This is a genomic window from Paraburkholderia sp. D1E (genome assembly GCF_052682275.1).
Map to the genome: position 1 here is coordinate 3,959,439 of NZ_JBQYMB010000001.1, position 18,587 is coordinate 3,978,025.

Annotated in this window: 3 protein-coding genes; all 3 read right to left on the minus strand. The window is 63.4% G+C overall.

Translation table 11 applies throughout. The features are described from left to right. Positions 1 to 11 precede the first annotated feature (11 nt). Genes ACUN0E_RS17800 through pabB form a run of 3 tightly spaced genes read right to left on the minus strand, consistent with a single transcriptional unit; the run spans position 12 to position 18,452 of the window. Positions 12 to 15,800 carry an amino acid adenylation domain-containing protein gene (locus ACUN0E_RS17800; protein ID WP_445567456.1) on the minus strand — a complete coding sequence of 5,263 codons (15,789 nt, stop codon included), beginning with the start codon at positions 15,798 to 15,800 and terminating at the stop codon, positions 12 to 14. Further along, positions 15,733 to 16,914, minus strand: coding sequence for a condensation domain-containing protein (locus ACUN0E_RS17805; protein WP_445567457.1), 1,182 nt, complete (start codon positions 16,912 to 16,914; stop codon positions 15,733 to 15,735). Before ACUN0E_RS17805 ends, ACUN0E_RS17800 begins: the two co-directional genes overlap by 68 nt. Beyond that, complete coding sequence (pabB, locus tag ACUN0E_RS17810; RefSeq protein WP_445567458.1) at positions 16,911 to 18,452, minus strand: aminodeoxychorismate synthase component I; 1,542 nt, start codon at positions 18,450 to 18,452, stop codon at positions 16,911 to 16,913. Before pabB ends, ACUN0E_RS17805 begins: the two co-directional genes overlap by 4 nt. Positions 18,453 to 18,587: the final 135 nt, after the last annotated feature.

The window sequence follows — 18,587 nt, forward strand, 5'->3', positions numbered from 1 at the left end:
GCGCGCCGCAATCAGGCAGCGCCCAGCACAGTGCTGACGAGTTTGCCCAATACGTCGGCGTGCATCTTGACGATCGTCTCATGGTTGCCCGGCACGGACATCACCTCGATGTTCGAGCGATCGAGGACTGCCTGCCAACCCAGATCGGCCGGCAGCGCCGGATGACCTTCGAGCGGCGTGATCGACGCATCGCCGGCGGAAAAGACGTGCGCCTTTACGTCGATCGACTTCGGCCGCCACGCATTCATTGCTGTCCCGTGTGCGACCAGTCGCTCGAGAAAAAGCCGGTTCTCATCGGCCGATTCGTAGGCCAGATGCCACAGCGGATGGCACAGCTGTTTTCGCTGCTCGATCGCCTGCACGAGGCGACCGATCAATTCGTCGACATCCGTTACCTTGTCGATCGCAAGCGTCTGCGGATCGAAGTCGGTGAAGTTGTTCACGACGAACGAATACAGCGTCATCAAACGGGCCTCGTGCGGATCCACGTCGGTTGCATGAAGCGGCAGCGTCGTATCGAACACGCCGAGGAATTCGATTGAATCGCCCCGATCGATCAATTGGGTCGCAATCTCATAAGCGATCAATCCGCCGAACGACCAGCCCGCGATCCGGTACGGGCCGCCGGGCTGAATCGATTTGATTACGTCGACGAAACGCGCAGCGATCGCCTCCAGGGTACGCGGCTGCGACATCTGCAACGGCAAGGGCGGCAAGCCGTAGACCGGAATCGACGCGTCGATATGCGCGGCCAGATGCTCGAAATACCACGAGTAGCCCTGCAGTGTATGAGTGAGGAAAAGCGGCCGCTGGGTGCCCGCCGTATTGAAGGCCTCGAACGGTTGGAACGTCGCACCGGACGCGTTCGCCACCAACTCACGCGCCGACACTGTCTGCCGCGCATCGCCTGACGCGAGCAGCAACGCAAGCTTATGAACACTGCGTGTATCGAAGATGCTGCGCACCGTCAGCTTGACACCGAGTTTCTCGCCAATCCGCACCGCGACCTGCGACGCCATCAGTGAATGTCCACCGAGTGCGAAGAAATTGTCATGGCGCCCCACGCGATCGCCACCCAGTGCGTCGCTCCAGATCTGCGCGATGGTCTCTTCCAGCGCGCCTTGCGGCGCTTCGTAGGTGCGCGTATCGACGCTCGCGCCGATATCGAGTGCCGCAAGCGCGAGCCGGTCGAGCTTGCCGTTCGGCAGAGCCGGCAAAGCGTCGAGCGCGACAAAGCGGCTCGGCACCATATGCCCCGGCAAACGCTCGGACAACCACGCGTGAATCGTGTTGTGATCCAGTTGCGCGCCGGGCACCGGCACGTAGAAACCGATCAGTTGAACGGCACCGCCGCCTGCTTCACGACCCGCACCGCGCCCGATCGCGGCAGCCTTCGCAATCCCCGGATGCGCAGTCAGTTCCAGTTCGACGGCTGGCAATTCGACACGCTGCCCACGCACCTTGATCTGGAAGTCTTCGCGACCAAGATGAAGCAGTTGACCATCGGGCAGCCATTGCCCGATATCACCGGTGCGCAACAGACGCACCCCGGACGACGGACGCGCGATGAAACGCTCCGCACTCAGATCCGGCCGGTTCCAGTAGCCGGGACCCACGCTCGCCCCCTCGATGAACAGATACCCCACCGCGCCGACCGGCACCGGCTCCATCGCGTCGTTCAGCACATGCACGCGGCTATTGGCAATCGGCCGCCCCGCCGGTATCACCGCGTTGCGCCCTTCGAGCCCTTCGCCTTCGCTATAGGTGATGTCGTTCAGTTCGCTGCAGCCGTAGTTGTTGTGGAGCCGCGCGGCCGGCAGCGCATCAGCGAAACGCTCGCTCAACCGGCGGCTCAGCGGTTCGCCGGCAGTCGTCACGTGACGTAACGTTCCAAGGTCCTCCGCGTGATCAAGCAATACCGCCAGATGCGACGGCACCAGGTTCAGGCGCGTGATCCGATGCTCACGCAACGCAGCCGAGAACAGCGCTGCGTCCTTCACGACATGATCGGGAAAAACCACCTGCGGCACACCGGCCAGCAATCCCGACAGCATCTCCTTGATCGACGGCACGAACGATATCGACGTCTTCTGGCCGACCACTTCATCCGCGGCAAACGGCGTGCGTACCCACAGCGCCTGCAGACAATTCAGCACCTGCCGCTGTTCGACCATCACGCCCTTCGGCTGACCGGTCGAACCGGACGTATAGGCAATGTACGCGAGATCGCCGGGGTGTGACGGTGCATCCCCGAACGGCGCTTGGGGCGCTTGATCGGGGCTCAGATCAAGATCGAGCCGCAACACGTCGAGCCCCGTACCGGCCAGCGACTCAGTCAGACCTGAAGCGCTAATCACGACAGCCGGCATTGCATCGTCGAGCGTGCGACGCACATACGCCGTCGGATAGCCCGGATCGACCGGCACATAGGGACAGCCGAGCTTGAACGACGCGAGTATTGCAGCGAGCAGATCGATTGAACGTGGGTGATACAGCGCGATCCGCATACCCGCTTCGACTCCGCGGCTGCGCAGCGCATACGCGATCCGATCGCTACGCCGGTCGAGTTCGGCATAGCTCGCCGTTTCGTTGTCGAACCGGCAGGCGAGCGCGTCGGGTCGCTCGGCCGCACGTTGCGCGAACAGTGCGGCCACGCCCGTGTCCGCAAACGCGCAGTCTGTCTGGTTGACCCCGTCAATCAACGCGCGCTCGGTCAGGGTCACTGCGAGGAACGCCGACAGCGGCGCATGCGGGGTGTCGACCAGACGCGTGAGAATGTCCTGCAGCACATCGAGCATCAGCTCGATCTGTTGCGTGCCGAAGCGATGGCTGTCGAGATTCGCGACCACTTCCATGCCACGTGCGTCGCCAAAAATTTCCAGATCGAGGTCCGACTGCGCCGGGCGGTCCACGCTGTCGGGCCAGACGTCGGCGGTGAGTCCATCGCCCCAGTCGCTGGCGTCGACGGGCGGCACGTTCTGATGCCGCAACATGACCGGCACCGGCGAACGACCGTCGCTCTGGCGCAGTGCCGGCACCGCGGCGATCATCTGCTCGAACGGCAGCGCCTGATGTTCAAGCGCGTCGAGTACAACCTTGCGCGCCTGATCCAGCAGGTCGACAAGCGTCGGATTGCCGCTCAGATTCAGCCGTAGCGGCAGGATATTGATGAAGAAGCCGATCAACGGTTCGAGCAGCGGATCGTCGCGACCGGCCGTCGTCGTGCCGATGCATAGATCGTCGCGGCCGCTCTGCCGATGACACAGCACCGCCAACCCCACGAGGAAGATCGTGAAGAGACTCGTGCCGCGTTGCTGGCTCAGTTGCCCAAGCCCGGCCGCGAGACTCGCCGGCAGTTGCCTGCGCACCACCGCGAGCGGACCATGCTCGACGCCTGCCGGTGTGCCCGGCACCGCGAGATCGACCGGATCGCTGTAGCCGGTCAGCGTCCTGGACCAGTAAGCGGTGTGCGCACGCAGATCCTGTCGACGCTGCCAGTACGCATGATCCGCGTACTGGATCGCCAACGGCGCCAACGCGTTGGATGCAGTGCTTGCGTTCAGATGCGAGGCATACAACGCCCGCAGATCGCTGACGAACACGCCCAGCGACCAGCCGTCCGAGATGATGTGGTGCATCACGATCGACACGACGTGCCGCAGCGGCGTTCCCAGCGGCATCACCCTCAGCACGCGGACTTGCAGCAACGGGCCACGCTGCAGATCGAACACGACTGCCGCATGGCGGTCCATCGCGGCGGCCAGAGCGTCACTGACGACGTCCTCCACCTGGAAATCGACCGGACCGCATGCGTCGATAAACTGCGACGGCAAATCCGCGTCAGCTGCAAAATCGAAACGGGTACGCAGCGTCTCATGCCGCGCCGCGAGTGAATCGAATGCGCGTTGCAGCGCCGGCAACGACAGCGGCCCTTCCAGCAACAGCGCGCCATGCATGTTGTACGCACGACCACCGTCGCGCTGCTGGATCAGCCACAAACGTTCCTGCACATACGAAAGCGGCAGGGGCCCGCTGCGTTCAACCGGCGCCAGCGCCTGGCGAAGCGGCGCCTGCGTCCCCCGCTCGCCCAGTTGCGCGGCAAATCCGGCCAGATCCTGCGACTCGAATAAGGCCCGCAGCGTCGCACTGTCGCCGAACTGCTGACGCAAGCGGCCGATCACCCGAACCGCGAGCAACGAGTGCCCACCCAGTTCGAAGAAGTTGTCGTGCCGCCCCACCCGCTCCACATTCAACAACTGCGACCAGATCTGCGCAAGCATCTGTTCGACGCCGCCTTGCGGCGCTTCGTAATCGCTGCGGCCGTACGCGCCGATATCCGGTGCCGGCAACGCGCGGCGATCCAGCTTGCCGTTCAGCGTCAGCGGCATTTTTTCGAGCGCCACGTAAGCTGCCGGCACCATGTACTCCGGCAGGCTTTCGCGCAGATAGGCGCGGATAGCGTCGATCGGCTGGACGTCGCCGGCGTAATACACCACGAGCCGTTTGTCGCCGGGCGTGTCTTCGCGCGCGATCACGGTCGCATCGTTCACACCATAGCGGCTCAGCTTCGCTTCGATCTCGCCGGGTTCGACGCGAAAACCGCGAATCTTGACCTGATCGTCATTGCGGCCGAGATACTCGATGTTGCCGTCCGGCAGATAACGTCCGAGGTCGCCGGTGCGGTACATCCGGGCACTCGGCGCCGTCGAGAACGGGTCTTTCACGAACCGCTCCGCAGTGAGCACGTCGAGATTGAGGTAACCCAGCGCAACCCCCGCGCCGCCGACGTGAATCTCGCCCGGCACGCCGATCGGCGCCGGCTGACCGTGCGCATCGAGCAGATAGACGCGCGTGTTCGAAATGGGCCGGCCGATCGGCAGCAGATCGTCGTCGCCGCTGTCGGGACGTAGCGCGTAGGTCGTCGAGAAGGTGGTCGATTCGGTCGGGCCATAGCAATGCACCAGATGCTGCGGCGCGCTGTTGCGCATGATCCGTTGCACGGCGCGCACGTCGGCCGCATCGCCGCCGGTGAGCAGGTAGCGCAGTCCGGTGAATACCGGCGCGAGCGCATCCGCATACGAACTGAGCAAGCCCGCGACCAGATGCAGAATACTGACCCGTTCGGTGATCAGCAGCGCCGCAAGCTGCGGAGGCGCCAGCAGATCCGCCTGCGACACCACGACGAGACAGCCACCGTGCAGCAGCGCGCCCCACACTTCCATCGTGCTGGCGTCGAACGCCGGATTCGACGTGAAGGCGATCCGGTCCTGCGCGTTGAAGTCCGCGTAGCCGTTGTTGAGCACGAGACGGTTGATGCCCTGGTGCGCGACCACCACGCCCTTCGGCTGGCCCGTCGAACCCGACGTGTACATGATGTACGCAGCAGCAGCGCCACCGCGCTGTAGAGGCAATGGCGCCGAATCCCGAATACTGCCTTCCTCGCCCGCGAACAGCGTATCAAGGTCGAGCCGCAGTGCCCGCGTACCTTCCGGCACGGCGAAATCGCTTTGCGTCAGCACGCGTGCCGCACCACAGTCCGCCAGCATGAAGGCTTGCCGGTCGGCTGGCGCATTGCGATCCAGCGGCACGTAGACCGCGCCGCATTTCAGTATCGCCAGTTCCGCGACGATCAACTCGATCGAGCGGTCGAACAGAATCGCGACCCGGTCGCCCGGCTGGGTACCGGAGGCGGTGAGGTGGCGAGCCATGCGCTCCGCTTGTGCGTTCAATTGTGCGTAGCTGAGCGAGCGGCCACCGTCCAAGATGGCGAGCGCCGTCGGCGTCGACACAGCCTGCGCTTCGAACAGCGCATGTACCCCTTCAGCGGCAGGAAATGCGACATCGGTCGCATTCCAGACTTCGAGGACTTGATGCCGCTCCGCTTCTGGCAGGAACGGCAGATCGCAAATTGGCGTGCCGGGCGCGTACTCCAGCGCATCGGCGAGACTTTCCAGCGTTCGACGCAGATAGCCGCACAACCTCGACGCGTCGAAACGCGCGACGACTTGCGCTGTGAGCTTGAATGCCTCACCGAGATCGTCGACGCTCAACGCGCACGGGTAGTTCGTGCGCTCTTCGCCGTCGAGTATTTCGATACCTTGCCAACCTTGCGCCCCCTCGATGCCGGCCGGCCCCTGCTCGGCACTGTGCCGGTAATTCAGCAGCGCGCTGAAAAGCGGCGCAGGCGCGGCCACGCCGCTGCATCGCTGGGCAAGTGCGAGCGAAGCATGCTCGTGACCCAGCAGTTCGGACACGCTCTGATGCGTATGGACCAACGCGTCCTGCACGCCGACACCACTCACGTTCACGCGAATCGGCAGCGTATTGATGAACAGCCCCAGCGCCCGCTCAGCGCCCGCGCCGCTTTGCCAGCGGCCGAGCAGCACCGTGCCGAACACCACGTCCTCACGGCCCGACAGCTTACCCACCACGTGGCCCCACGCGAGGTGGAACAGACTCGCTGCGCTGACGCCCAGCTTGCGGCTCTGCGCGCGCAAGCGGGCGGACAAGGCTTTATCGAGCGTGAGACGCGACTCGCCGATGATGGCGTTATCACCTTGCACGTTCGCAAGACCATACGGCAACGTCGGCTCCTCGACGTCCGACAGCATGTTCCGGAAGAAGGCTTCATGCGTGGGTTGACGCGCGCCAAGACGAGCTTGTGCGACATACTGGCGGAACGGTGGCGGCGGTTGAAGCGCCGCGCCTTCGCCGAGCAGATACGCCTGCACCTCCTGCAGCAGAATCTCTACGCCGGTGTGATCCAGCGCGATATGGTGGAACAGCAGGATCAACACCCAGCGACCGCTCGGCGCATCCTGCGCGAACTGCACCGCCATAGGCGGCGCCTGGCGGATGTCCAGCCGATAGTGCTTCGGATCGAAACGCTGCTGCAATTGCGTGGCGACGTCGCCTTGAGCCGGATCGGCTGCCACTTCGTTCACCGACAACGCCGCTTCACGCCATACCACCTGCACCGGCTCACGTAACCCTTCCCACGCGATACTGGTACGCAGAATGTCGTGACGTGCAATCACCGCCAGCAACGCAGCGACGAACCGTTCGAGCGTCGTACGGCTGTCGAATGCGAGACCTGCGCGCAGCAGATACGAGTCGCCCTGCTCCGACGCGAGATGGTGGTAAAGCACACCCTCCTGCAACGGCGCGAGCGGGTAGATATCCTGCACGTTGACCGCACCGCCCGGCACCGTGTCGACGATCGTATCGATCTCCGACTGGCCCAGCTCGACAAGGCTGAGCATTGGTGGTGCGATGTGCTGCGCGTCGGCGGGAATCCGATTCGGCGGCACGGTGAATTCTTCCGCGTGGCTCACCGCTTCGGCGAGCGCAGTCAGCGTCGGCGTGCTGAACAGCGCCTGCACGTCGGCATTCAGGCCCGCCTGCCGCATCCGCTCGACCAGCCGTACCGCCAGCAGCGAGTGTCCACCCAGTTCGAAGAAGTTGTCGTACCGTCCCACGCGTTCGACGTTCAGCAATTGCGACCAGATGTGCGCTAGCGTCTGTTCCGCTTCGCCCTCGGGCGCCGCGTAGTCGCGCAACGCGTAAGCCAGCGCATCGGGCGCCGGCAATGCACGACGATCCAATTTACCGTTCGCCGTCAGCGGCAAAGTGTCCATCTGCACGTAGGCTGCGGGCACCATGTGCGGCGGCAGGCTGCGCGATGCATGGGTACGCAACACGTCGGTCAGATTCGCCGTGCCCGTGAAGTACGCCACAAGGCGTTGATCACCGGGCGTATCTTCGCGGGCGATCACGGCCATTTCGCGCACACCGTCCACTTCCGACAACCGCGCATCGATCTCACCCAACTCGATCCGGAAGCCGCGGATCTTCACTTGGTTATCGTTGCGGCCCAGATACTCGATGTTGCCGTCGGCAAGCCAGCGGCCCATGTCGCCGGTACGGAACATGCGCGCGGATGAGTGGGTTGATTCAGTTGCGCTGAATGGATCGTTCACGAATCGCTCGGCGGTCAGCTCAGGCCGGTTCAGATAGCCTCGCGCTACTTGTGCGCCGGCAATATGAAGCTCGCCGCCGACGCCGACCGGCACCGGCTGTCCCTGAGAATCCAGAATGTAGATGCGCGTGTTCGCGATCGGTCGGCCGATATGCAGCGTGACGTCGCCCTGCCGCAGCAAGCCGGACGTCGCGACAACCGTCGTTTCAGTCGGCCCATAGTTGTTGACGAGCGACTGCTGCGCGCCGATCGCGTCGGGCCACCGCTTGAGCCGGTCGCCGCCGATCAGCACCGTATGCGCCTCGGTATTCGCGTAGCCGGACGCATACGCGAGCTCCGCCAGCGGCGTGATCACGAAGCTGACGTCCAGCTTCTGCGCATGCCACCAGCGCAACAGACTCTGCGGATCACCCGCCGTCGACGCCGGCGGCATCAGCAAGGTCGCACCGCAACACAACGCGGGCCACAACTCCCACGCGCTTGCATCGAAACCTACGCCGGCCATGCCGGTCGTGCGGCAGCCCTCGCGCACGCCGAACGCCTTGTTGTGCCACGCGACCAGATTGCCCAGATGACGATGTTCGACCATCACTCCCTTGGGCTGACCGGTCGAGCCCGATGTGTAGATCACGTAAGCCAGATTGCGCACGCCCAGTCCTGCGGGCGCAGGATTCTGCGTTGCATGTTCCATTGCTTCAGGATTCGCGGCATCTGAGCCAATGTCGATCATCTGCGGCGCGCTGCTCACCTCTTCCAGCACGGCGGCCGTACGCGCATGCATCAGCAGCGCGACCGGCGCGCTATCGGTCAGCATGTACGCGAGCCGCTCGGCCGGATAGCCGGGATCCATCGGCACATACGCGCCACCGGCCTTGACTATCGCGAGCAGCCCGACCACCATCTCCACGCCGCGCTCGACACAGATCGCGACGCGATCGTCCGGCTGCACACCGAGGCCGATTAGCCGATGAGCAAGCTGGTTCGCCCGTACGTTCAATTCGCCATACGTCAACGACCGAGCTCCGTGGCTCACGGCAAGCGCGTGCGGCGTACGCGCGGCCTGCGCCTCGACGAGCGTGTGAACCGTGCGATGCTGCATGTCAGCGAAAGCCACATCCGTCGCGTTGAACGCTTTCAGCACCTCGTGCCGTTCCAGCGGCGGCAAAACCGTCAGCTTGCGTGTTTCGGTGTGCGGCGCGCTTTCCAGCGCGTCGACGAGACTCTCCAACGCTTGCTGCATGTAGCCGCATACGCGCTGTGCGTCGATGCCCGACACCGCCTGCACGGTCAGGCCGAAGCCGTCGCCGAAATCGTCCACCGACAGCACCAGCGGATAGTTGGTCCGCTCGTGGGATTCGAGCATCTCGATGCCCTGCCACGTCTGCTGCCCAGCGACCAACGACTCGTGCCCGTCTCCATGACGATAATTCAGCAACGCGCTAAAGAGCGGCGCAGGCGCCGCCACACCGCTGCAACGCTGCGCCAGCGCGAGCGACGCATGGTGGTGTTCGAGCAGCGCCGCCAGCCGCGCACTGATTTCCTTCACCCCCGCACGAACGCTCTGCGCGCCTGCACTCACTCGCAGCGGCAGCGTGTTGATGAAGAGACCCAAGGCCCGGTCCGAGCCCGCTGTGCCCTGAAACCGGCCGAGCAGTACCGTGCCGAAAACCACCTCTTCACGGCCCGATACCACCGACAGCACGCGCCCCCATGCAAGGTGGCACAGGCTCGCCGCGCTCACGCCCAACTGTCGGGCCTGCGCACGCAGTCGGCCGGCCAGCGCCGTCGACAGCGTCTCGCTGCGCTCGGTAATGCCGCCGCCATCACCTTGCACTTCGCCGCGACCGAACGGCAAGGTCGGTTCGTCGATCGTCTGCAACATCTCGCGGAAAAATGCTTCCTGCGCGTCGCGCCGCCTCACGCCCTGCTTCATATCCAGCTTCGCCTGCGCGACATACGTGCGATACGGCATGGCCTCAGGCAAGGCCGCGGCTTCATCCAGCAGATAGGCCTGAACTTCCTTCTGTACGATGCCTAGCGCCGCATGATCGAGCGCCATGTGGTGGAAACGCAGCATCCCCACCCAGCGATCGCGCGCCGTGTCCTGCGCATACGCGAGCCGCAGCAGCGGCGCTTGCCGCACATCCAGCCGGGTATGACGAGTATCGAAGCGCGCCTGCAATTGCGCTGCAATCTCCCCATCGGCAGGATTCAGCGCCACTTCGTCGAGGCCGGGCGAAGCGTTGCGCCACACGACCTGCACCGGCTCGTCCAGCCCTTCCCACACGATCGCCGTTCTCAGAATGTCGTGCCGCGCGATCACACGCTGCAATGCGTGGACGAAGGCGTCCAGATGAGCACGGCTGGCAAACGCGAACAACCCATGTAGCACATAAGGATCGCCGCGCGACGTCGACCAATGGTGATACAGAATCCCTTCCTGCAGCGGTGCGAGCGGATAGATATCCTGTACGTTGGCGGCGCCGCCCGGCACCGTGGCGACGATCGCATCGATCTCACGTTGATTCAGTTCGACGAGGCTCAGCATCGCCGGCGTGATGTGCCGGGTCCCCACTGGAATCAGGTTGAGCGGAATCTGGACTTCGTCAGGTTCGCTGTCCGTATCTGTGCCCGCGTGCGCGGCGAGTTCGACCAGCGTCGGCGCGGAAAACAGCACACGGATATCTGCCCGAAATCGTGCCTCGCGCATGCGCTCGATCAGGCTCACCATCAACAGCGAGTGCCCGCCCAGTTCGAAAAAATTGTCGTGCCGGCCGACGCGTTCTACCTTCAGAAGCTGCGACCAGATCGTCGCCAGCGTCTGTTCGATGCCGCCACGCGGAGGCTCGTACTCGCGTCGGACATACGCGTCGCTGTCCGGCGCCGGCAGTCCCTTGCGATTCAGTTTGCCGTTCGGCGTCAGCGGCAGGCGCTCCAGATACACATACGCTGCCGGCACCATGTACTCCGGCAGGGTCTGTCCGAGATGCGTGCGCAGTTGCTCCACATTCAGCGGCTCGCGGACTTGCCCTGGCGCTGCACCCAGCGTGTAATACGCTACCAGCCGCTTGTCCCCAGCACCGTCTTCGCGCGCGACCACCACCGCCTCGCCGATCTGCACGTGCTGTGCCAATCTGGCCTCGATCTCCCCCAGCTCGATCCGGAACCCACGGATCTTGACCTGATCGTCGTTGCGCCCCAGATACTCGATGTTGCCGTCCGGCAGATATCTTGCGAGGTCGCCGGTCCTGTACATCCGCGCACCCGGTTCATCGCCGAACGGATCGTCGACGAATTTTTCCGCCGTCAGCTCAGGCCGGTTCAGGTAGCCACGCGCGACCTGTACGCCCGCGATATGGAGTTCCCCCGCCACGCCGATCGGTACCGGCTGACCCGCGCCATTCAGAAGATAGATGCGCGTGTTGGCGATCGGCCGACCGATCGACGGCGTCGGCGCACGCTCGTCGCACACCCAGGCAGTCACGTCCACCGCGGCTTCTGTCGGACCGTACAGATTGAGCAGAGGCGTCGCGCCCAACTGCGCCTTGAAACGGCGCACCAGCGCGCCGGACAAGGCTTCGCCGCTGCAAAACACCCGCTTCAGGCTGTCACACTGCCCGGCGTCGCCTTGAGCGAGGAACACCTCCAGCATCGATGGCACGAAATGCAGCGTGGTGATGCGTTGCGTCTGAATCAAGGTCTTCAGATAGGCAGGGTCCTTGTGTCCCTGAGGACTGGCCATCACCAGCCGCGCACCGGCCAGCAGCGGCCAGAAAAACTCCCACACCGACACGTCGAAACTGAACGGGGTTTTCTGCAACACCGCATCGCTCGCATCGAGGCCATAAGCCTGTTGCATCCATTGCAAGCGGTTGACCACGCCACCGTGTTCATTCATCACGCCTTTGGGCTGCCCGGTGGAGCCTGACGTGTAGATCACGTACGCCAGGTGCCCGCGCTTCAAGCCGATCTGCGCGACCGGCAAGTTGAGTGCCGCCTGAGCCTCCCACGGCCGCTCCATGCCGTCGAGTTCCAGCACCGGCACGCCCGCCTGCGCGTCCAGCAACGCGCCAAGGCGGCGGCGTACGGTCTGCTGGGTGATCACAGCAGCCGGCGCCGCATCGCCCAGCATATAAGTCAACCGGTCCTCAGGGTAGTCCGGGTCCAGCGGTACGTACGCACCACCCGCCTTGAGCACCGCTAGGAGCCCAACCGTCATTTCGAGGCTGCGCTCTACACAGATTGCCACGCGGCTATCCGGTCCCATCCCCAGCGCTCGTAGGTGATGCGCGAGGCGATTAGCGCGTTCGTTCAGTTCCCGATAGCTCAGGCTTTGCTGTTCGTACACCAACGCCATCGCATCCGGCTGACGTGCCGCCTGCGCTTCGAACAGCTCATGGATGCAGACGTCCTGTGGATACGCGACCCGAGTGTCGTTCCACGCCACCAACACCTGATGGCGTTCGGCCTCGGGAAGAAAATCGCCCTGGCTGTGACCAGCATTCGCGTCGTCGGCAATCGACTCCAGGACCGCAGCGTAGTATCCGAGAATCCGCGTTCCCTGCGCGGACGACAGACGTGTCGCATCCAGTTTGATATCCAGTACAAGCTCGCTCAATGCGTCGGAGAAATTCACCGAGAGCGCAAAATTCGTGGCCTCGAAACCGTTACCGCCGTGCGTGACAAAACCAGCTGTTTTTTCCAGCGCTTCGTAAATGTGGAAATTGATGTAATTGAAGGCGACTTCATTGAGGGGCGCCCGGTCGTTGTCCAGTTGAAGTTGGAAATACGGGTAGTGCCGGTACCGAATCACAGCCAGTTCCGTGTTGAACGTTTGCCGGATCAACTCGACCCAGCTCGTGGGCGCGAGCACCTGGCGCAGCGGTAGTGTATTGAGAAACAGACCAAGCACCTTCTCACCGTCGGCCCTTTCCTGGCGGACGTTGGAGACGAGGCCCGTGGTGACGTCGGCTTTCCCCGACAGCATGGACAGCACCCGCAAGTGCGCGCTCAGCAGCACGCTTCGCATCGGAACGCCCAACGCATTCGCCACGGCCCGCAGCCGGGTACGGACGTTTTCGTCGACCGTCACGCGCAGGTTCACCTGCCCTGTCTGACTCGCCCGATCGTCGCCGGCCGGTAGCGCACAGAACGAATGACCGTCGAGGTAATCACGCCAGAATGCCTGGTGTTCCCGCGAGGCCAGCGCACTGCGCTCGGATTCGACTGCCGTTCTCGGGCTGCGGGCCAGCGGCGCCAAAGCCAGGCGGCTTTGCTCGCTGCCCAGCAATTTCACATACGTCTGGAAGAGTTCAGTATTGAGCGAGGCCACGCTCCAGCCATCCAGGATCGCGTGATGAAAACTCAACGTATATTGGATGTCGCTGCTACCCCGCAGATGAATAAACACGCGCAGCAGCGGCGCGGTGTCCAGTGCAAATGAGGTTTTCCGTTCCGCGTCGACAAACACCGCCAGCAGGCGTTCCTGCTCCGCGTTGTCATGCATCGACAGATCGATGACTGTCAGCGGCACCTGGCCATCGGCATGCACCAACTGCAACGGTTCGTCGAAGCGCTGAAAATCAAACGAAGTGCGCAGCACCGGATGCTTGCGAGCCAGGGCATCCAGCACGATGCGCAGTTTCGTTTCGTTCCATTCCGGGATGCCGAACCGATAGCTGAAAACGTCGTGATACAGCGCCGCGTCCTCGGAAGACCGCTGGTTGTGATAAATCATCCCCCTTTGCAGGAAGGTCAACGGATAAGCTTCTTCGATGCCCTCGGGCAACCTCGCCTCGTCGGCTGCACTGAGCTGCAGTATCGACGCTTGCGGAGCGGCGCTAACCTCGTCGAGCGACAGCGCCTGCGCCAGCTTCGCGATGGTCTGATGAGTAAAAAGATCGACCAGCGCAAATTCGATTCCTTGCTCTTTCGCCTTCGACAACACGGACACCGCGCGGATCGAGTCGCCGCCCGACGCGAAGAAATTGTCGTTCACGCCCACTTGATCGAGGCGCAGCACCTGAGCCCAGACGGCGGCGAGCCGCTCCTCGATGGCGCTCCGTGGCGCGACATACTGCAAGAGATCGACCGACTGGGCCGGGCGCGGCAGCGCCTTTTGGTCGACTTTCCCATTGGCGGTCAACGGGAATCGCTCCATCGGCACAAAATGCGCCGGCAGCATGAAGTCCGGCAGGGTCCGGGCCAACGCCGTGCGAAGCTGCGCGCCGTCCTGCTGCGAATGATCTTCGTCGAAGACCAGGTATGCGACGAGGCGCTTCTCGCCCGGCTCGTCCTCACGGGCCACGACCAGTGCCTGATGCACGCCGGGCAACGCCGACAGTGCTGCCTCGATTTCGCCCAGTTCGATGCGGAAGCCGCGAATCTTGACTTGCGAATCGATCCGTCCGAGATACTCCAGCCTGCCGTCAGGCAGGAACCGGGCCAGATCGCCGGTTCGATACAGGCGCGCGTCGGATTGCTGGCTGAACGGATTCCTGATAAAGCGTTGCGCCGTGAGTTCAGGCCGGTTCAGGTAGCCTCGCGCAAGACCCGCTCCACCGATGCAAAGCTCGCCGGGCACGCCGATCGGCATGAGGTTCAGGTTTTCATCCACTACATATGCCGAGAGATCGGGAATCGGGCGTCCGATGCAACCCGGCATCCTTACCGACGCCTGCAATGGCCAGTACGTCACGTGCACCGTCGTCTCCGTGATGCCGTACATATTGACCAACTGGCATGGCTGATTGCGCGGGTCGTCGTACCAGGGCTTGAGCATGCCGACTTCCAGTGCCTCACCGCCGAAGATCACATGCCGAAGCCGGTGCGCCTCGCCGCTTTCGGCCTGTGCCGCGATCAACTGCCGGAACGCGCTCGGCGTCTGGTTCAGCACCGTTACGCCCGTCTCGCACAGCAGTGCGTAGCACGCCTGCGGCGAGCGGCTCGTCAGCTTGGGCACCACGACCAGCCGGCCACCGTGCAGCAGCGCACCCCAGATCTCCCACACCGAGAAGTCGAACGCGAACGAATGGAACAACGCCCACACATCTTCTGCGCCGAAGCCGAACCATGCCTCGGTCGCGGTGAACAGTCGCGTCACGCTGCGGTGTTCGATCATCACGCCCTTGGGTTGACCCGTCGAGCCCGAGGTATAGATCACGTACGCCAGCCGGTGTGACGTTAAACCTTCCACCACCGGATTGTGGGTCGGCTGATCCGCCGACGCATCCGCGTCCAGCCCGATTGTCGGCATCGGTAACTTGCCCAGCACGTCGCGCGTATCCGTCTGCACGAGCACCGCCAGCGGCGCGCTGTCCTGGAGCGTGTACGCAAGCCGTTCCGGCGGATACGCCGGGTCCAATGGGACATATCCCGCCCCCGCTTTCAGGATCCCCAGCAGCCCCACGATCATCTCGAGGCCGCGCTCCGCGCAGATCGCCACCCGGTCGTCCGGCTTCACCCCCAGCGCGATCAACCGATGTGCCAACCGATTGGCTCGCACGTTCAGCTCGCCGTACGTCAGACGCTGCCCTTCGTACTCGACGGCGATCGACTCCGGTGCATGCTCTACCCGGCTTTCGAACAGACGATGAATCGGTTGATCCTGCGGGAACACCGCTCCGGTCGCGTTCCATTGCGTCAGCGTGTCGACTTCCGCTGGCGCCGGCAACGTGAGTTGCGCCACGGGAATCCGCACATCGTCAAGTACCTGCTTCAGCAAATGCTCGAACCGCTGGCCGATGGCTTCGATTTCATCGTGCTCGAAATAGGCACGGCAACTGCTCGTGACCGTTCGAGCACATGTTGATCTGCGCCACACCGTCGCCGAAGCGCATATCGTAGTCGTCGCGTTCGTACGACACTGACATGTCGAACACCTGCGCCCGCTGCGATTGCAGCAGTCCGATCGCACGGTTCAGCTCGCTCACCGGAAACCGCTGATGCCGGTAGTCCTGCTTGAGCACCTGCCCGAGCGACCTGAGCAGTTCGTCGAAGCGCAGCGTACCGTCGAACTGCAGGCGCACCGCGCTCACTCCTGTGAACATCCCCGCCGTCAATTTCATCCGGGCATTCGCGCGGTTCAGGATCGGCAATCCCATCGCCAGATCGTCGCGCTGCGCCGTCCGTGAAAAGTACACATACAGCAGACCCAACATGACGTGAAACGGCGTCGATCCACAGGACTGCGCGAGCGCAACGATGCGCTCGTAAAACGCACGCGGCAGACACAGCGCGTGATGCCCCGCCGGTGCCACCGACGTGCCGAAGCGCTCGCGGTAGCGCGGCGCGAACAGCGGGTCGGGCACCGAACGATACTTGTCCAGCCAGTACGCGCGTGAGCGCTCGAACTGCGGCGATGCGTGAAACGCCTGGTCGTGGTCAACGAACTCGGCATACGACGGCGCCGCCAGTACCGGCTCCTCGTTCGCTTCCAGCGCGCTGTAGATTTTTGCCAGCGAATCGACCAGCAGACCGATCGCCCAGCCGTCCACGATCAGATGATGGAAGTTAAGCGTGAAGTAAAAGCGCGTCTCGTTCAGTTCCAGCAGCTCGAAGCGGAACAGCGGCTCGCCGTCGAGCGCAAATGGTGTGGCCAGTTGCTGCTCGACCCAGGCCAGCGCGTCAGCCGCCGGGTCGTCGGTGGCGGAGAAATCGCGCAGCGGCGCTTCAACCGTCAGCGTCTTCGCGATGGCCTGGTGCGGCACGCCGTCTTCGTCGCCGCCCGGCACCAGCACGATACGCAGCGCGTCGTGCTTCTGCACCAGCAGATTCACCGCGCGCTCGAAACGGACCGGGTCCACCCGGCCGGCTATCTGCGTGTAGCCGCCGATCTTGTAGATCGGCGCGTCGCCATGCAGCAATTGATCGAACCAGATTTCCCGTTGCGCGGTGGTCAACGGATAGACATCGCCAAGCAAAGGACCACGATTCATGCGAACGTCTCCCCGACCTGTGCCGCCGCACTGTGCAACGCGCGCCGTTCAGCGGCGCGTACATGCTCGACTGCCTCCACGACGCCGCGCGCCTTGACGATCGTCTCGTCGAATTCCTCCGCAGGATCAGACAGCGCTGTGATCGCCCCGCCCACGCCCAGTTGCGCTTGCCCGTGGTCGATCAGCACCGAACGGATCACAATGCTGAAATCGCACGCGCCGGACAAGCCGAACCAGCCGAGCGCGCCGGAATAGATGCCACGCGGGCCTTCTTCGAGCCGGTCGATTATCTCCATCGTGCGTTTTTTCGGTGCACCGGTCATCGAACCGCCCGGGAACACCGCACGCACGCAATCGACCGTCGCGACCGCGTCCTTCAATCTGCCGCGCACTGTCGACACCAGTTGATGCACGTGCGAGTACGTCTCGACATCGAACAGCTTAGGCACCTGCACCGAGCCGAGCATGCAAACCTGACCCAGGTCGTTGCGCAGCAGATCGACGATCATCAGATTCTCAGCACGATCTTTTTCGCTCGAATGCAAGTCTTCAACGTAATCCGCGTCTTCGCTGGGTGTACGGCCGCGTGGCCGGGTGCCCTTGATCGGCTTCGCTTCGGCATAACCGTGACGGTCGACGCTTAGAAAACGTTCCGGCGACGAGCTCACCAGATAGAAATCGCCGACGCTGAAATACGCGGCGTGCGGCGCTGGTGTGAGCTCGTGCATCGCGCGATACAGCTCAAACGGTGAGTGCTCGAACGGGAACGTGATCAGATTCGTCAGGCAGATTTCATAGCTTTCGCCGTGGACGATTTCCTGCAGCGCCTCTTCGATTTTCCCGATATAGGCCGACCGGTCGTGGCGCATCTGCGCGTTGCCGGCGATCCACTGCTCGACTTCCTTCAGCGACAGCCTTTTCCTCACCACGGCATCGGTTGGCGTCGACGCAGCCGGCGTAACCGCCAAATCGGCGGACAGCAGCTCGCGCACCTCGCGCTCATCAGCGTCGAACCACTGCACCGCGTCGCGGCGTGCCGCCTCGTCGCCATGTTCGGTCAGGAAAAGCAGATAGGTCTTGCGCTCGAGGTGATCGAGCACGACGAGGCGCGTCGCGAAGATAAACGCGGCGTCGTGCGCGGCCGAGTCATATGCTCTCGTGCCGATCGTTTCGCCTTTGAGTTCGTAGCCGAACACGCCTGCATAACCGAGATCGAAACCGAACGGCAGATCCACGTCGCAGGCGATTTTCCGCTCGGCCAGATTAGCCTTCAGCAAATCGAACAGGCTCGGCACACGAACCGTTTTCGTGAAGCCGTTCTGTTCGATCGTGGCTTCCTGCGTGCGCACGTCGTACGTGATCTGTTCGCCGAGCGGACCGTGTGCATCGCCCATGAACGAGAATCGCGAAAAACCGGGTACCACGACACTGCTCTCGAGCAGGAATCGGCTGCTCGAATGAGCAAATAGTCGCTCGAACGTCGCCAGCGCATCTGGGCAATCGTTCAGCACCCTGACTTGTACCTGAAAGAAACTCATGAGAATTCTCCGCGTTGTCTCGTTGGCGGCCAGGTCGGCTACCTTGTCTGACGGCCTGGTTAACCGCCTGTTTGCTGGCGTTCGGCGGTTTGCCTAACGGTCTTCCGGCGTGCGGGCGAGTTGCCCGTCCGACGC